The organism is Aeromonas sp. R5-3 (genome assembly GCF_040908225.1).
Classification (GTDB): domain Bacteria; phylum Pseudomonadota; class Gammaproteobacteria; order Enterobacterales; family Aeromonadaceae; genus Aeromonas; species Aeromonas dhakensis.
In genome coordinates, this window is record NZ_JBFODH010000021.1 from 271,687 (window position 1) to 286,171 (window position 14,485).

Here is a 14,485-nt window from a genome sequence, read left to right on the forward strand (position 1 = left end):
ATGACCCCCTTATCCTGCCCGCTCTGCTGCGCCGCCGATGCCTATGAGCTGCCGGTGGCCGGCAAGCTGTACCATCGCTGCCGGGCCTGCGAGCTGATCTGGCTGGATGCGGCCGAGCACCTGGATCCCGCGCGCGAGAAGGCGGTCTATGACGGCCACGACAACCAGGTGGATGATCCCCGCTATCGCGCCTTTTTGCTGCGGGCCTTCGGCGAGGTGCTGCGCCGGCTGCCTCCGCCGGCCAGTGGCCTCGACTTTGGTTGCGGCCCGGGCCCGGCGCTCATCGCCATGGGGCGGGAGGCGGGCTACCAGATGGCGGGCTACGACAAGTTCTATGCCGACGAGCCCGAGTTGCTGACGCGGCAGTATGACTTCATCACCAGCACCGAGGTGATCGAGCACATCGCCGAGCCGCGCGCCGTGCTGGAGAGGCTGTGGGGCTGCCTCAAGCCCGGCGGCCTGCTGGTGCTGCAGACCCAGCGGGTGCTGGGGGACGAGCGCTTTCGGCAGTGGCGCTATCGCCACGATCCGACCCACATCGTCTTCTTCGCCGAGGCCTCCTTTCGCACTCTGGCGGCCCGCTGGCAGGCGCAGGTCGAGTTTCCCCACGCGGATGTGGCGGTCATCACCAAACCCTGAACGGGGCATTTTCATTTGGTGGCGGCTTGGGCATGCTGAGGGCCTGATTGGCGGGTCCTCTTGCCTGTTTCCCTGCATTGAGTCCCAGGCGCCGCAAGCCGCCCGTATCCCGACACCAAGGAGTGGTTCGTCATGTCGATTCCCCATCTTTCACTGCAGGATGCCCGTCATCTGCAACTGGCGGCCCAGGGGCTGCTGACGCCGCGCCGCGGCAAGGCGAAACCGGCCGATCTGCTGGCCACCATCCGCCGCATGGCGCTGCTGCAGATAGACACCATCTCGGTGGTGGCCCGCAGCCCTTACCTGGTGCTGTTCAGCCGGCTGGGGCAGTACGAACCAGGCTGGCTGGAGCAGTTGCTGGCCGATGGCGATATCTTCGAATACTGGGCTCACGAGGCCTGCTTTGTGCCGCGGGAGGATTATCGCCTGCTGCGCCACCGCATGCTGGATCCCGCCGCCATGGGCTGGAAGTTTTCGGCCAACTGGCTTGCCACCCATCAACAGGAGATTGGCGAGATCATCGAGCGCATTCGCCAGCATGGCCCGGTGCGGGCGGCGGATTTTGAACGCAAGGGGGGCAAGGGCAATGGCTGGTGGGACTGGAAGCCGGAGAAGCGCCATCTGGAGGTGCTGTTCACCGCAGGCCAGCTGATGGTGCGCGAGCGGCGCAACTTCCAGCGGGTTTACGATCTGGCCGAGCGGGTGATGCCCGAGTGGCGCGACGCGCGGGATCTGCCGAGCCCGGAACAGGCGCAAAGGGACATGGTGCGAGCCAGTTGCCGGGCGCTGGGGCTGGTCAAGACCGGCTGGGTGGCCGACTACTATCGGTTGCGACGCGGCAAATACGACGCCCTGCTCCATCAGCTGGCGGACGAAGGTGAGCTGCTGCCGGTGCGGGTGGAGGGGTGGCAGCACGGCGCCTTCGTGCACGCCTCGCTGGCGGACGAGCTGGCCCGGGCCCAGGCTGGCACCCTCAAGGCCAGTCACACCACGGCGCTGTCACCGTTTGATCCGCTGGTCTGGGATCGCAAGCGGGCCAGCGAGCTGTTCCAGTTCGACTATCGCATCGAGTGCTACACCCCGGCACCCAAGCGCCAGTACGGCTACTTCGTGCTGCCGCTGCTGCATCGCGGCAAGCTGGTGGGCAGGATGGACGCCAAGGCCCATCGCCAGCAGGAGATCTTCGAGATAAAGAGCCTCTATCTGGAGGCGGGGGTCAGGGTGACCCGGACCCTGGCGCAGGATCTGGCCAAAGCGCTGCAGCGGCTGGCCGACTGGCACCAGACTCCGACCTTGCGCTACGGCGCCATCCCCGCGCCCCTGCTGGCCCTGTGGCAGGAGGGGGCACCCTGACGGGGAGCATCACCCCCGTCTGCACTAAGCTGCAAGGGAGGCGAAGGAGGGAGACGATGACGCGAGCCATGTTGTTGCTGCTGGGATGGGGCCTGACCGGGCTGGTGGAGGCAGCGGAGCCCGAGGTGCAGATCTGCCTGGGGGAGGGCAACGAGTGGGCCCCCTTCACCTACTGGGAGCGCAAGGATGGCGTGCCCGATACCCGGCGTCTCACCGGCTCTGCCACAACCCAGGTGCTCGAGGCCCTGAAGCGGCTCGGTTTGTCCTACAAGATCCGCTATCTGCCCTGGGCAAGGGTGCAGCAGGAGCTGGCCGACTATCGCCAGAACCGCTTGTGCGAGCTGACCTGGGATGCCAGTTACAAGCCGGAGCGGGCGGAATATGCTTTCTACAGCGTGCCGCTTTACTACACCCACCTCGGATTTTTCTACCTCAAGCGGCGCTTCCCCGAGGCGCCCGATCTGCAGACGGTCAATCGCTCACGGGTGTGCGGGGTGCTCGGCTACAACTATGCCCCCTACGGGCTGGCGCAGGAGCCGCGCCGGCTCAAGCAGTTGCAGCAGGCGCTGGACATGCTGGGGCGCGATCGCTGTGACTTTTTGCCCAGCGAGATTGAACCCCTGATGAGCGGTATCGGCCTTGGCATCTACCAGAGCGAGAGCGGCCTGCTCCACCTCGCCCTGCCCAGCCGCAAGGGCTTCTATCTGCTGGTGAGCAAGGGCTCGCCGCGCTCCTATGAGCTGGTGACCCGCCTCAACCAGTTGCTGATCGAGTTTCAGGACAGCGGTTACAGCGACGAGGTGATGCGCCGTTTTTTGCCGCCGATAGAGTGATGACCATAAAAAACCGGGCCTGATGCCCGGTTTTTTATGGCTGTGATGACGCTGACTGGGGCGGCAACTTATCAGCAGGTTTCGCGTTCTGATGTCATCTCGCCCTTTGCCGTGACGCAGCCTCCTGGCCGAGGGGGCTTTACCCTCGCACCAGGCCGGGCAGGACCAGAGCAACGGCGGCGGCGATGCGCGCACGGATATCGCTGCCTGGCGCCAGCAAGCCGAGCGCCATCTGGCGCAGCGGCTCCGCCATGGTCATCGCCAGCAGCAGATCGCTGGTCTGGGCTGAATCAAGCTCGCGCAGCCAGCCCAGTTGCTGCTGGCGCTGCAACCACGCCGCCAGGGTCGCCCTGCCGCGGGTTATCCCGTTCTCCTGATAGGCCGCCAGCAGGGCATCGCGCCCCGTGAACTCATGCTGTAGCAGCCGGAACATGCCCACCGCCTGAGCACTTAGCACCTGATCTGCAATCGCCTGCAAGCCCTGCTCCAGCATCTCCCCCAGGGCGCCTGGGTGAGTGGCATCCTGCTCGAATGCGGGTTGAAAGGCATCGGTCCAGCTGCGCACCGCCTGCGCCACCAGTTCGTCGCGGTTGGCGGCAAAGCGGTAGAGGGTCTTCTTGGCGACCCCCGCCTGTTTGGCCACCGCATCCACGGTCGTGGCGCCGTATCCTCCCTTGAGCAGCAAGGTCAGCGTTGCCTCGGCGAGGGCGCCACGCAGATCCGCTTCCGGGGTGACCGGACGGCCTCGTGAGCGTGTCTCTTCATCGGTTTGCTGTGACATGATGGGCTCCTGGAAAGCATTGACAGACTCAGCATACAGGCATAGCGTAATTTAGGAAACGACTTTCGTTTCCTAAATTTATCGGAGTCTCATCATGAATACTTCCGCCTTGCTTGCCCCCTGGGGCGTCAATGACATCAATGAGTTGCTAAGGCCGCAGCCGCTGCGCCTGGAAATGGGCCTGACCCGCAGCACCGAGGGCCTGCTGACGGTCGCCATCCGCACCGATCTGCACGGCTGCAAGGGGCGCATGCTGGATTGGTGGTTCACCTTCTTCGAGACGACCCAGCACATCCGTTGGTGGCACCCCCACGACCACGTTGAACACCGGGGCTGGGATCATCACTGGAAGAGAGGTGAGCGTTATGTGGGAGCCAGCATAGAGGCGGTGGAGTGGCTTGCCGAGCTGCCGCCGGTAGCGGCTCGCCTCAAGTTCCACGGCGCCGAAGAGGTGTTCGCCCCGCAGCTGCTGCAGGGAGCGCGGGAGACACAGGTTCTCTCTGCCGCCATCTGCGCCCGTATCGGCTTTGGCGATGAGGTGGCGCTGGATGAGAACGGGGCGCCGCTGGATGGCGAGATGCTGCACCTGGCGCGCGATACCCCATACGGCTGTGTGCTGCGCAGCCGCTTCCTGCTGGGCAAGGCTTGCGCCAATCCGCTTGACGAGGTACCGGACGAGGTCGGTTTCAACCTGATGCGCCACTGCTACAGCGAGTTCAGCTATCTGGCGCAGTTTCTGCCGTCGCTCTACTACGCGGAAAACGGTCGTGAGCCGGCACCGCGGCTCTGGTGAAGGGATGTTGAAAGCTGTCTCATCAAACGCGCTGGCCTGCTATCGTGCGGAGATGAGCTGCAGAGATGATCATAAAAAAACCGGGCACTTGGCCCGGTTTGTCATGCAGTCTGGATGTGCTTACTGGAACACCAGCACCATCAGCAGACCCAGGGTGATGGCGGACACCAGGAAGGCGAAGCCATAGAACACATAGTGGTGCAGCTTGGTGGTGTGGATCCCCAAGTCATGCAGGCCATGGTAGATGCGGTGCATGCCGTGCCAGATGGGCAGGGCGATGATGGCCAGCAGGATGCAGGCACCCCACCAGGAGCTGGCGAATTCCAGCACGCGCTCGTAGCTCATGGTCTCCACGTCCATGATGCCCATGGGCACCAGCAGACCTGTGATGAGGACAATGACCGGCAGCAGCATGGCAACGACCATGCCACCCGCACCAAACAGACCCCAGTAAATTGGCTCGTCAGAACGTCTCATTGTTTTCTCCTCAGGCCACGATGATCAGGACAAGCAGGGATACCACCGCCAGCGCCACATACTGGGCGATGACGATCGGCTTCTCCGGCACCAGGTCTTCGCCACGGAAGATGCGCATGGCTTTCGGCGCCAGGGCGAACCAGGTCTTGGCGTGGAACAGGCAGGCTGCCAGGGCGATGACATGGAACAGGATGGCGATCGGGCTCTGCAGGGATTCCAGCCAGCCGTTGAACGCCTCCTGACCCTGTACCAGCCGCAACAGACCCCACATCAGCACGACGGCGTAGATGGAGACGAAGATGCTGGTGCCTTCGCGGATCATGTAACCGGTGTAGAAGGCATTCTTCAGCCACCAGTCTTTCTTCATTTCGCGGACGTAAGGCTTACGTTTGCTATTGGTGTTGTTCATGGTCTCATTCCTGCTCTCAATCTGGCTTGAACATGGCGATCATGTAGTCCTTGGCGCTCTCGACCTTGCCAAGCTGGATAGCCGCCGCCGGATCCACGCCTTTCGGGCACACTTCGGAGCAGTAGCCCACGAAGGTGCAACCCCAGACGCCCTCGTCCTGGCTGATGATTTTCATCCGCTCTTTGGACGCACTGTCGCGGTTGTCGGCGTTGTAGCGGTAGGCCAGTGCCAGGGCCGCCGGACCGGTGAACTTCTTGTTGATGCCATACTGCGGGCAGGCCGCGTAGCACAGACCGCAGTTGATGCACATGGAGAACTGGTGATACTTCGCCATGTCAGCCGGGGTCTGGGTGTACTCGCCATCGCACAGGTTGCGCGGCTCAGACGGGATGATGTAGGGCTTGATGCTCTCCAGCTTCTCGATGAAGTCGGACATGTCGACCACCAGATCGCGCTCGATCGGGAAGTTGTTGAGCGGCTCGATAGTCATCTTGCCCGGCAGGTAGTCGCGCAGGAAGGTCTTGCAACCGAGTTTCGGAATGCCGTTGACCATCATGCCGCAGGAGCCGCAGATTGCCATCCGGCAGGACCAGCGGAAGCTCAGGGTTGAGTCCAGATGATCCTTGATGTATTGCAGCGCATCCAGCAGGGACATCTCTTTGAGGTAGGGCACCTGGAAGGTTTGCATCCAGGGCTCGTTATCCTGCTCGGGACGGTAGCGCAGGATTTCAATTTCGATCATCTCAGCCATTCTTCTTAGCCTCGTCTTGTTTCTCACCCTCGGAACCGTACACGCGCTTGGCCGGTTGGGATTTAGTGATCTTCACATCGGAATAGTCGATGGTCGGGGCCCCTTCGCCGTTGTAGAAGGAGAGAGTGTGCTTGAGGAAGTTGACGTCATCGCGCTCCTCGTAACCGTCCAGACGCTGGTGGGAACCGCGGGACTCTTTCCGGTTGATGGCGGAGTGCGCCATGGCTTCGGCCACGTCCAGCATGTAGCCCAGTTCGATGGCGTACAGCAGATCGGTGTTGAAGACGGAGGACTTGTCGTTGATCTTGATCTTCTTGTAACGGGCTTTCAGTTCGTTGATCTTGTCGATGGTGCCCTGCATCAGCTCTTCGGTACGGTAGATACCGACCCCGGCTTCCATGGACATGCCCAGTTCGTTGCGGATATCGGCCGGGTTTTCGGTGCCGTCGATGTCGAGCAGGGAGAGGTGCTGCTTGATCAACGCCTCGGCCTTGGCGGCCAGCGCCTGGGTGTTGCCGTGAGACTGGGTCTTGGCAAATTCACCAGCGTGCTCACCGGCCACCTTGCCGAACACCACGATCTCGGACAGGGAGTTTGAACCCAGACGGTTGGCGCCGTGCAGACCGACGGAGGCACACTCGCCCAAGGCATAGAGGCCCGGCAGACGGGTGGCGCATGCGCCGTTGGTCTCGATGCCGCCCATGGTGTAGTGGGCAGTCGGACGTACCGGGATCGGCTCCTTGACCGGATCCACACCCACGTAGGCCTTGGCCAGTTCGCAGATAAACGGCAGACGCTCCTTCAGGTACTTTTCGCCAAGGTGGCGCAGGTCGAGGTGAACCACGTCGCCCATCGGGCCCTGGATCACGCGGCCTTTCTGCTGCTCCTGCCAGAAGGCCTGGGAGAGGCGGTCACGGGGACCCAGCTCCATGTGCTTGTTCTTCGGCTGGCCGACCGGGGTTTCCGGGCCCAAGCCGTAGTCTTGCAGGTAGCGGTAGCCATCCTTGTTGAGCAGGATGCCACCCTCACCACGACAACCTTCGGTCATCAGGATGCCGGTGCCAGGCAGACCGGTCGGGTGATACTGGACGAACTCCATGTCGCGCAGCGGTACGCCGTGGCGGTAGGCCAGCGCCATGCCGTCACCGGTGACGATGCCGCCGTTGGTGTTGTAGCGATAGACACGGCCGGCGCCACCGGTGGCCAGGATGACGGATTTGGCCTGGATGAAGCGGGTGATGCCGTTCTGGATGTCAAAGGTCAGTACACCCTGGACGCGGCCATCTTCCACGATGAGATCCATGCAGAAGTGCTCGTCAAAGCGCTTGATGCTCGGGTACTTGATGGAGGTCTGGAACAGGGTGTGCAGAATGTGGAAACCGGATTTGTCTGCCGCGAACCAGGTACGGGGGATCTTCATCCCGCCGAAACGGCGCACGTTGGCCTTGCCGTCCGGCTTGCGGCTCCAGGGGCAACCCCAGTGCTCCAGCTGGATCATCTCGTTGGTGGCATTGTTGACGAAGTAGTCGACCACGTCCTGCTCACACAACCAGTCGCCACCGGAGACGGTGTCGTTGAAGTGGTTTTCGAGGGAGTCATCATCACGGACGACACCGGCGGCGCCGCCCTCTGCGGCCACCGTGTGGCTGCGCATCGGGTAGACCTTGGAGATCAGGGAGATCTCCAGCTCCGGGTGAGCTTCCGCTATGGCGATTGCGGCACGCAGGCCACCACCACCAGCACCGATGATGGCGACATCGGTCTTGATAATATCCACATCTGCCTCCTTAGGGATAGATTTGCTGGGCACGATTTTGCTCTATGAAAAAAATTCAGGCTTGATGCAAGTCAAACTGGTCTGTTTTAGTGCTTGGCAATGGTGATCTTTATCAAAATCACCCCATTCCTTGGATGAAAACGCCGTAATTATCGCCATCCTGCAGTTATCGGTATCAGCCGCTGTCATTACTATGGTTATTTTAAGCTCAGGATTATACGTAGTTTTCTTTCAAAAAAATGAGAAACACCTCTCTTTTTAGGTATTACCCCCAAAGTTTTTAAGTTTTTTATCAAAAATATTTAATAAGAATTATTCACGGATAGAAGAATGTGGTGGTTGAGTTCAAAAAACTAATCCGAAGATCGTGGTGAGTCAGCTGTTGCAGGATCGAGGGCTGACCGGTGTCGTGCAGGAGAGTCGGTAATCCCTGCGGGTTGATGTGGTAATAACTATTGAAACCAAAGCATTTTTTCATAAAAAAAGGGGCCTGCATGGCCCCTTTTGTCGATCTGCATCAGATGCGGAACATGCCGACCTGATTGCTCAGTTCACCTGAAATATTTTTAAGTTGTTCAGAGAGATGGCGTGAGCTGTCGGCATCGACCGCCAGCTCGTCCGAGACGTCCTTGACTGCCTGGATGTTGCGGCTTACCTCGTCGGTAACGGCCCGCTGCTCCTCGGCGGCGCTGGAGATCTGGGTCGCCATGTCGGAGATCTGGTTGATGGAGGCGGTGATCTGCTCCAGTGCCTGAGTGGCATCGTTGGCATCTTCCACGCTGTTCTGGGCCAGCAGCTGGCCTTCGTGCATGGTGCTGACGGCGCCCTGGGTGTTGCGCTGCAGGGTCTCGATCATGTTGCGGATCTCGACGGTGGAGCTGTGGGTGCGCTGTGACAGCACCCGCACCTCGTCGGCCACCACCGCGAAGCCGCGACCCTGCTCGCCGGCACGGGCTGCCTCGATGGCGGCGTTCAGAGCCAGCAGGTTGGTCTGCTCGGCGATGCCCTGAATGGTGGAGAGGATGGTATTGATCTCCTGAGCGTTCTTTTCCAGTTCCTGAATGATGCCGGAAGCCTGTTTGACCTGGGTGGCGAGATCCGTGATGGAGCGCTGGTTGCGGGCGATCACCTGCTTGCCGTGCTCACAGCTGCTGGAGGAGCTGCGGGCTGCATCGGCGGTCTGCTCGGCGTTGCTGGCCACTTCCACCGCGGTGGCGGACATCTCGTGCACCGCAGTCGCGATCTGGGAGATCTCGTTTTGCTGGCGAGCCAGACCCTGGCTCGATTTCTCCGCCATGTTGTGGGACGACTTGGCCTGCTGGTTCAGTTGCCCGGAGGAGTTGGAGATGTCCTGCACCATCACGTGGATGCGGTCGATGAAGGTGTTGACGTGTTTGGCGACTATGCCCACTTCGTCTTCCCGCTCGATCTTGACGCGGCGGGTCAGATCCCCGTTGCCGCGGGAGAGATCGGCAATCGCCTCGCCAAGGGTCTTCAACGGTGCCAGGGAGCCACTGATGGCGACGTAGGAGAAACCGGCCACGATGAGGATGGTCAGCAGGCCTTGCAGCAGGGCGGAGGTGACCATGCGGGAGACGGACTGGTAGGCGACCGCTTCGTCCACCACGATGCCGAAATACCAGTTGGTGTTCGGGATCTCGGTCAGGTCGAATACGCTGGGTTTGCCGCTGATCTCCATCTCGGAGATGGTGTTGTCATGGGCCAGTTCGTTGACCTTGGCTGCGGTCAGATCGGGGGAGAGGGCGGTGGCCGGCTTGAGCGCCAGCTCCTTGTCCGGGTGGGCGATGATGGTGCCATTACCGTCAACCAGAATGGCGTAGGTGCCTTCCGAATTGAGGGCCAGCACATCGCGTACCAGGGCATCGATGGAGACGTCACCGGCGATGACCCCCTGGGTGTTGCCCCGGGTGAAGGGCTCTGCGATGGTGATGATCAGCTGACCCGTGGTGATGTCGGCATAGGGGGCTGTCACCACCATCTTGCCTGCCGCCATGGCGTCCTTGTACCAGGGACGTTGACGGGGGTCATAGCCGGCCGGCAGGTTGGTCGGCTTGCTCTGGATCATCTTGCCATCCTTGGTGCCCACGTAGACCAGGTCGAAGTTGCCTGCGTTCATGGTCTGGGCCAGATGGCTGATGGGTTCGTCTTCCTTGGCGAATGCCTCCTTGGTGGCGGTGACCATGCCGATGCGGGCATCCAGCCAGCGGGAGATGCCTTTGACATTCGAGACCGAGCTGTCGTCGATGAAGCTCCAGATCAGACGCCGGGTCTCGCTTTTCAGTTGACTTGTGTTGTACCAGACCTGCAGGCCTGTGATGACCAGGATAATGACCCCGATGGCGAGGACAAGCTTGTTCTTGATGGATAAGTTCATGTTTACATCCTTGTGAGCTTCAGTCTGCGATGTGTGGTTTTATTGTTATGGGCCAACACTGTATCGGCCAAAGTCGAACTTTTTGTATCCCGGTGCGCCATTAAATTTATAGCTTAAATCAGCGGTTATCGATCACCCCCGACACAATGAGTCCAATTTGGCGGATGGCAGAAAACGATCCGGCCGGTTGGTGAAGATGCCGTCGACGCCGATGGCGGCCAGCATAGCCTGATCGGCGGGTTCATCGACCGTATAGACCAACACTCTTAGCCCGCGTTTGTGGGCATCCTGTACCAGTTGCTGATCGACAAAATCCACGTCGCAGTTGAGCGACCAGGCACCCAGCTCGGCCGCAAAGGCCGCTTGGGTGAGGGGAATGGTGGAGGTGAGCGCCCCCAGCCGGATCTCGGGGCGCAGGGCGGCGAAGCGGGCAAGCTCGGGATGGTGGAAGGAGGAGACGACCCACTGGGCGGTCGTGAAGCCAAGCTCGGCCTCGGCACGCCGGGTCAGTCGGGCCACCTCGTCGGCTGTTTGTGCTCCTTTCAGCTCGATATGCAGCTCGGCCTGTCCGGCGATGGCCTCCATCACCTGCCACAGGGTCGGGATCCCCTCTCCCTCGCCGGCATTCAGGCTTTCCAGATAGGTGCGTGACTGGGCCATCAGCACGCCGCGGCCGTCGGTGCAGCGCTCCAATCTTCGGTCATGGAAGACCCACAGCTCGCCGTCGGCCTGCTGCACGTCGATCTCGATGGCTCCAGCCCCCAGCGTCAACGCCAGCCTGATGGCCTTGAGGGTGTTTTCCGGTGCCAGTCCGCTGGCGCCGCGATGGGCGATGATCTGCATGTTGTGCTCCTGTGAGGGCGACTCAGGCCCGGCTCAGACGAATGTCGATCTGCTGGTGCGGCAGCCCCAGCCCCTGTTGCTGCAGTTTCTCCAGCACCAGCGAGTGGACCTCGTGGGTGATGGGCATGCGGTGATCCATGCTGTTGACGTAGAGCCGGATCTCGTAGATCAGGGCCGAGTCGGTGAATTCGATCAGGAACACCTCGGGGGAGGGGGTCTCCAGCACCAGGGTGGAGGCCTTGATCGACTCTTCCAGAATGGTCTGTATCTTTCTCGGCTCCTGGGTCAGGCCGATGCGGATGCGCAGCCGTACCCGGGTGATGGCGTCGGACAGGGACCAGTTGATGAACTGCTCGGTGATGAAGGCCTTGTTGGGGACGATGATCTCCTTCCTGTCCCAATCCACTATGGTGGTGGCGCGGGTCTTGATCTTGGTGACGGTGCCGGTCAGCTCGCGGATGGTGACTGTGTCGCCGAGCCGGATCGGTTTCTCGAACAGTATGATGAGGCCGGAGACGAAGTTGGCGAAGATCTCCTGCAGCCCGAAACCCAGGCCCAGGGAGAGGGCCGCCACCATCCACTGCGCCTTGGACCAGTCGATGCCGAGAATGGAGAAGCCGGTCAGTGCCCCCACCACCAGCACTATGTACTTGGTCACTGTGGTGATGGCAAAACCGGTGCCGGGAGAGAGGCTCAGGTGCTGGAGCAGGGTCAGCTCCATCAGGCCCGGCAGGTTGCGGGCGGTGACCACGGTCAGGATGAAGGTGAAGGCCGTCAGCATCAGGTCCTGCAATGTGATGGCGACGACCTGCTCGATGCCGCCGATCTTGCTGCTCACCTGCCACACCTCGATGCTGCGCAGGAAGCTGAACGCCGAGTTGAGTTCGGACCACTGCACCACCACCAGCATGGTGAAGCCCAGCATCAGCAGGGTGCGCACCAGCCCGAGGGACTGGGCACTGATGGTGTCCAGATCCAGCTCGGTGTCCTCCACCACGTCCGGGATCTCGGAGCTGAGCTCGTCGTGTCCCTCTTCCCGGCCGCGCTGGGCCAGGATCTCGGCCCGCTTGCTCTTGGCCCGCTCGAAGGCGAGGCGGCGGCGCTGGATCAGCATCCAGCGGTGGGCCAGATAGTAGACGAGCAGGCAACCCAGCCCCATCAGCAGGCTCAGTTCTAATTGGCGCAACAGAATGCGCGAGGTATAGAAATAGCCGAGCAATGAGCCGATCACCGCCAGCAGCGGCGCCAGCATCAGGCTGTTCCAGATGAAGTGGTGCAGCAGGTGGGGCTTGCTCATGTCGGCCTGACCCCAGGTGAGCGGCAGCCGCTCCCGGTTGAGGCGGGCGAAGAACAGCAGCAGCCAGAGGGCGCCGACGATGAAGGCCAGCCGGCCGAGGGAGTCGTAGAAGGCGTGCTCCTGATAGCTGTTGGCCATGCCCTGCACGAAGAAGCTCGGGATGATCACCAGCAGCAGGGTGCGAAACTGGCTCCACACCTTCTGCACCCTCTCCTTCTGCCAGCGAAAATGGAGGATCAGGATCCCCTTCTCCAGCGTCAGGTGGCGGGCCATCAAGAGCGCCAGCAGCAGGAACCAGATCTCGCCGAGGCCGCGGGCCACCGCCACCGCGAACGGGTATTGCCAGGCGCCGTCGAGCAGGCCGCGCACCATCAGCACCATGGCGGGCAGCGGCAGGGAGGCCAGCAGGGAGCGCATCAACAGCCGGCTGGTGAGGCTGAACTTGTCCTGGGTCACCTTGCCGATGCGGGGCGCTATGTACTGGCTGTAGTGGGTCAGGTGGCGAGCCAGCTTGAACCAGCACCAGGCCAGCACCAGGATGCCGATGCTGGCGAAGGTGAGGGTGATGGGGTTGTTCTCGGCGATGGCCTGGGGCAGTTGCAGCCAGTTGACCGGGTTGAGGGCGAGGCCGAGGGCAGCCGGTACCCCGAGCAGCACGGCCGGGGTGAGCGGGCGCACGTCCGGCATCCAGAACAGGTGGCTGGCGCTGAGCTCGCGGATCTCGTCGATCTTGCTGTTCTGGCGGCTGTAGAGCAGTTTGAGCCGGGTCTGCTCCTGAATGAGGCTGTCGGCGGCGTCGTTGAGTCGGGTCAGCAGCTGCCGTCTGGCCTTGAGCAGGTTGTCGAGCACCGCCAGCTGGGCGCGATCCAGGGTGATGCCGTCGGTGGTCAGCAGCTGATCGCGCAGCTGGCGCGGATCCTTGAGGGCATCCTGCTCGGTCTCGTACTGGTATTTGGCCATGCGGGCGTTGACGATGGCCGACTCCAGCTTGTCGAGGGGGAAGTAGGCGGGCAGATCCGAGAGCTTGCTGCGCAGGTTCTCGCCATAGGCGTTGCTGATCTGCAGCCACTCCAGTTGCTCGCGCACCGAGTTGACCAGGTCGTTCAGGGTCGAGAGGTTCGTGTCGATCACCCGCTGCTCGTCCTGCACCCGTTCAATCTGATCTTCGAGCGCGCCGAGCTGGATGGAGAGCGCCTGGTTCTGCTGTTGCTGCTCCAGCAGCAGCGGCATGTCGGAGGTGAGCTGCTTGCGCAGCCGCTCGCTCTCCGCCAGCGCCTGTTCGGTCTTGTCGCGGCGCAGCTGGTTCTGCTGGTTGAGCAGGCTGGTCTGCCACTCGTCCTCGTCGGTGATGGCGAGGTTGAGCTCCTGCAGCCTGAGCTTGCCCAGATCGTTGCGCTGCTGGGCGGAGAGCTGCTCCAGCTCCAGCATCTGGATCCGGTCCGAGAGGCTCTGCTCCTTGAGGCGGGTCACCAGCTGCTGGGCATCCTGCTGGCGGTCAGACTCGCTGCTGAAGCTGAGCCGATCGAGCAGGGCACGGGTCTGCTGCAACTGCTTGCGCAGCTCGTCGACCCGCAGGTGATACTCCTGGCCGGTGCTCTCCAGCTGGTTGAGGCTGTCCATCACCCCCTGGCGCTCCTTGCGCAGGTTGAGCTGGCGGTTGCTGCTCAGGCCGATGGCTTGGCGCAGCGCCTCCTCCTTCAGGGAGGAGAGGGCAGGGCGAGGCTGGGGCTGGTAGTTGTGCAGGCTCTCCTTGAGGCGGGCCGACTCCTTGGGATAGTCGATGAGCACCTGCTGATAGGCCTTGCCCTGCTCGCGGTAGCGCTGGGCTTCCCGGGCAAATTGCAGCGCCTGCTGGTAGCTCTCCCGCAGCTTCTGGTTCTCCGGGGTGTCCGTCTTGGGCACGCTCTGCAGCAGCTCTTCCACCTGGGTGATGGCGTCATCGGCCTGGGCAAGGGGAGAGAGAAGAGTAAGGCAGAGCAGCAGGGAGAGCAGGCGTTGCAACATGGCGCACGTTTCCGTTCAGGTGGAGTCGCCCTAGCCTAAAGCAGGGGCTTGGGCGGGTAAAGTTTTCCATATTAATGATTTGTAACATAAATAACGGGCGATCCCGGCCCGCTTTGGCTATCATTCCGGCCGT

The 14,485-nt window shown here is 61.9% G+C and carries 12 protein-coding genes; 4 read left to right on the forward strand and 8 right to left on the reverse strand.

Annotated elements, in window-relative coordinates:
- From AB5Y95_RS13160 to AB5Y95_RS13170, 3 genes are all read left to right on the forward strand, one after another.
- Positions 1–639 carry a class I SAM-dependent methyltransferase gene (locus tag AB5Y95_RS13160; RefSeq protein ID WP_368161305.1) on the forward strand — a complete coding sequence of 213 codons (639 nt, stop codon included), beginning with the start codon at positions 1–3 and terminating at the stop codon, positions 637–639.
- A gap of 132 nt (positions 640–771) precedes the next feature.
- Positions 772–1,992, forward strand: a complete 1,221-nt coding sequence (locus tag AB5Y95_RS13165) for a winged helix-turn-helix domain-containing protein (protein ID WP_252604114.1) — start codon at positions 772–774, stop codon at positions 1,990–1,992.
- A 56-nt stretch (positions 1,993–2,048) separates the two neighbouring features.
- Complete coding sequence (locus AB5Y95_RS13170; RefSeq protein ID WP_368161307.1) at positions 2,049–2,825, forward strand: substrate-binding periplasmic protein; 777 nt, start codon at positions 2,049–2,051, stop codon at positions 2,823–2,825.
- Positions 2,826–2,964: 139 nt separating this feature from the next.
- Here the strand turns inward: AB5Y95_RS13170 and AB5Y95_RS13175 are convergent, their stop codons facing one another.
- Positions 2,965–3,606, reverse strand: a complete 642-nt coding sequence (locus tag AB5Y95_RS13175) for a TetR/AcrR family transcriptional regulator (RefSeq protein ID WP_126881302.1) — start codon at positions 3,604–3,606, stop codon at positions 2,965–2,967.
- A 94-nt stretch (positions 3,607–3,700) separates the two neighbouring features.
- Here AB5Y95_RS13175 and AB5Y95_RS13180 point away from each other — a divergent pair, with 94 nt between their 5' ends.
- Entirely contained in the window at positions 3,701–4,399 is a 699-nt protein-coding gene (locus AB5Y95_RS13180) for a hydrolase (protein WP_252604116.1), read from the forward strand.
- Between the two features lie 120 nt (positions 4,400–4,519).
- Here AB5Y95_RS13180 and frdD read toward each other — a convergent pair whose 3' ends face one another.
- The 7 genes from frdD to mscM all read right to left on the reverse strand — a co-directional run bounded on the left by frdD (position 4,520) and on the right by mscM (position 14,352).
- Entirely contained in the window at positions 4,520–4,876 is a 357-nt protein-coding gene (frdD, locus tag AB5Y95_RS13185; RefSeq protein ID WP_005298330.1) for a fumarate reductase subunit FrdD, read from the reverse strand.
- 10 nt (positions 4,877–4,886) lie between these two features.
- Complete coding sequence (locus tag AB5Y95_RS13190) at positions 4,887–5,285, reverse strand: fumarate reductase subunit C (RefSeq protein ID WP_005298336.1); 399 nt, start codon at positions 5,283–5,285, stop codon at positions 4,887–4,889.
- Between the two features lie 16 nt (positions 5,286–5,301).
- The gene (locus tag AB5Y95_RS13195; protein ID WP_005298338.1) at positions 5,302–6,036 is read right to left on the reverse strand and encodes a succinate dehydrogenase/fumarate reductase iron-sulfur subunit; all 735 of its coding nucleotides are present in this window, start codon (positions 6,034–6,036) and stop codon (positions 5,302–5,304) included.
- Complete coding sequence (gene frdA / locus AB5Y95_RS13200; protein WP_043171199.1) at positions 6,029–7,813, reverse strand: fumarate reductase (quinol) flavoprotein subunit; 1,785 nt, start codon at positions 7,811–7,813, stop codon at positions 6,029–6,031. The genes AB5Y95_RS13195 and frdA overlap by 8 nt, the downstream gene beginning before the upstream one ends.
- 517 nt (positions 7,814–8,330) lie before the next feature.
- Complete coding sequence (locus AB5Y95_RS13205; RefSeq protein WP_268009426.1) at positions 8,331–10,208, reverse strand: methyl-accepting chemotaxis protein; 1,878 nt, start codon at positions 10,206–10,208, stop codon at positions 8,331–8,333.
- A 132-nt stretch (positions 10,209–10,340) separates the two neighbouring features.
- On the reverse strand, positions 10,341–11,051 hold the full coding sequence (locus tag AB5Y95_RS13210) for a glycerophosphodiester phosphodiesterase (RefSeq protein ID WP_368161310.1): 711 nt from the start codon (positions 11,049–11,051) through the stop codon (positions 10,341–10,343).
- 22 nt (positions 11,052–11,073) lie between these two features.
- On the reverse strand, positions 11,074–14,352 hold the full coding sequence (gene mscM / locus AB5Y95_RS13215) for a miniconductance mechanosensitive channel MscM (protein WP_368161312.1): 3,279 nt from the start codon (positions 14,350–14,352) through the stop codon (positions 11,074–11,076).
- Positions 14,353–14,485: the final 133 nt, after the last annotated feature.

Excerpts from the sequence above, each read along its gene's own strand:
- AB5Y95_RS13160 (WP_368161305.1), top strand. The coding sequence starts at position 1 with ATGACCCCCTTATCCTGCCCGCTCTGCTGCGCCGCCGATGCCTATGAG.
- AB5Y95_RS13165 (WP_252604114.1), top strand. The coding sequence starts at position 772 with ATGTCGATTCCCCATCTTTCACTGCAGGATGCCCGTCATCTGCAACTG.
- AB5Y95_RS13170 (WP_368161307.1), top strand. The coding sequence starts at position 2,049 with ATGACGCGAGCCATGTTGTTGCTGCTGGGATGGGGCCTGACCGGGCTG.
- AB5Y95_RS13175 (WP_126881302.1), bottom strand. The coding sequence starts at position 3,606 with ATGTCACAGCAAACCGATGAAGAGACACGCTCACGAGGCCGTCCGGTC.
- AB5Y95_RS13180 (WP_252604116.1), top strand. The coding sequence starts at position 3,701 with ATGAATACTTCCGCCTTGCTTGCCCCCTGGGGCGTCAATGACATCAAT.
- frdD (WP_005298330.1), bottom strand. The coding sequence starts at position 4,876 with ATGAGACGTTCTGACGAGCCAATTTACTGGGGTCTGTTTGGTGCGGGT.
- AB5Y95_RS13190 (WP_005298336.1), bottom strand. The coding sequence starts at position 5,285 with ATGAACAACACCAATAGCAAACGTAAGCCTTACGTCCGCGAAATGAAG.
- AB5Y95_RS13195 (WP_005298338.1), bottom strand. The coding sequence starts at position 6,036 with ATGGCTGAGATGATCGAAATTGAAATCCTGCGCTACCGTCCCGAGCAG.
- AB5Y95_RS13205 (WP_268009426.1), bottom strand. The coding sequence starts at position 10,208 with ATGAACTTATCCATCAAGAACAAGCTTGTCCTCGCCATCGGGGTCATT.
- AB5Y95_RS13210 (WP_368161310.1), bottom strand. The coding sequence starts at position 11,051 with ATGCAGATCATCGCCCATCGCGGCGCCAGCGGACTGGCACCGGAAAAC.
- mscM (WP_368161312.1), bottom strand. The coding sequence starts at position 14,352 with ATGTTGCAACGCCTGCTCTCCCTGCTGCTCTGCCTTACTCTTCTCTCT.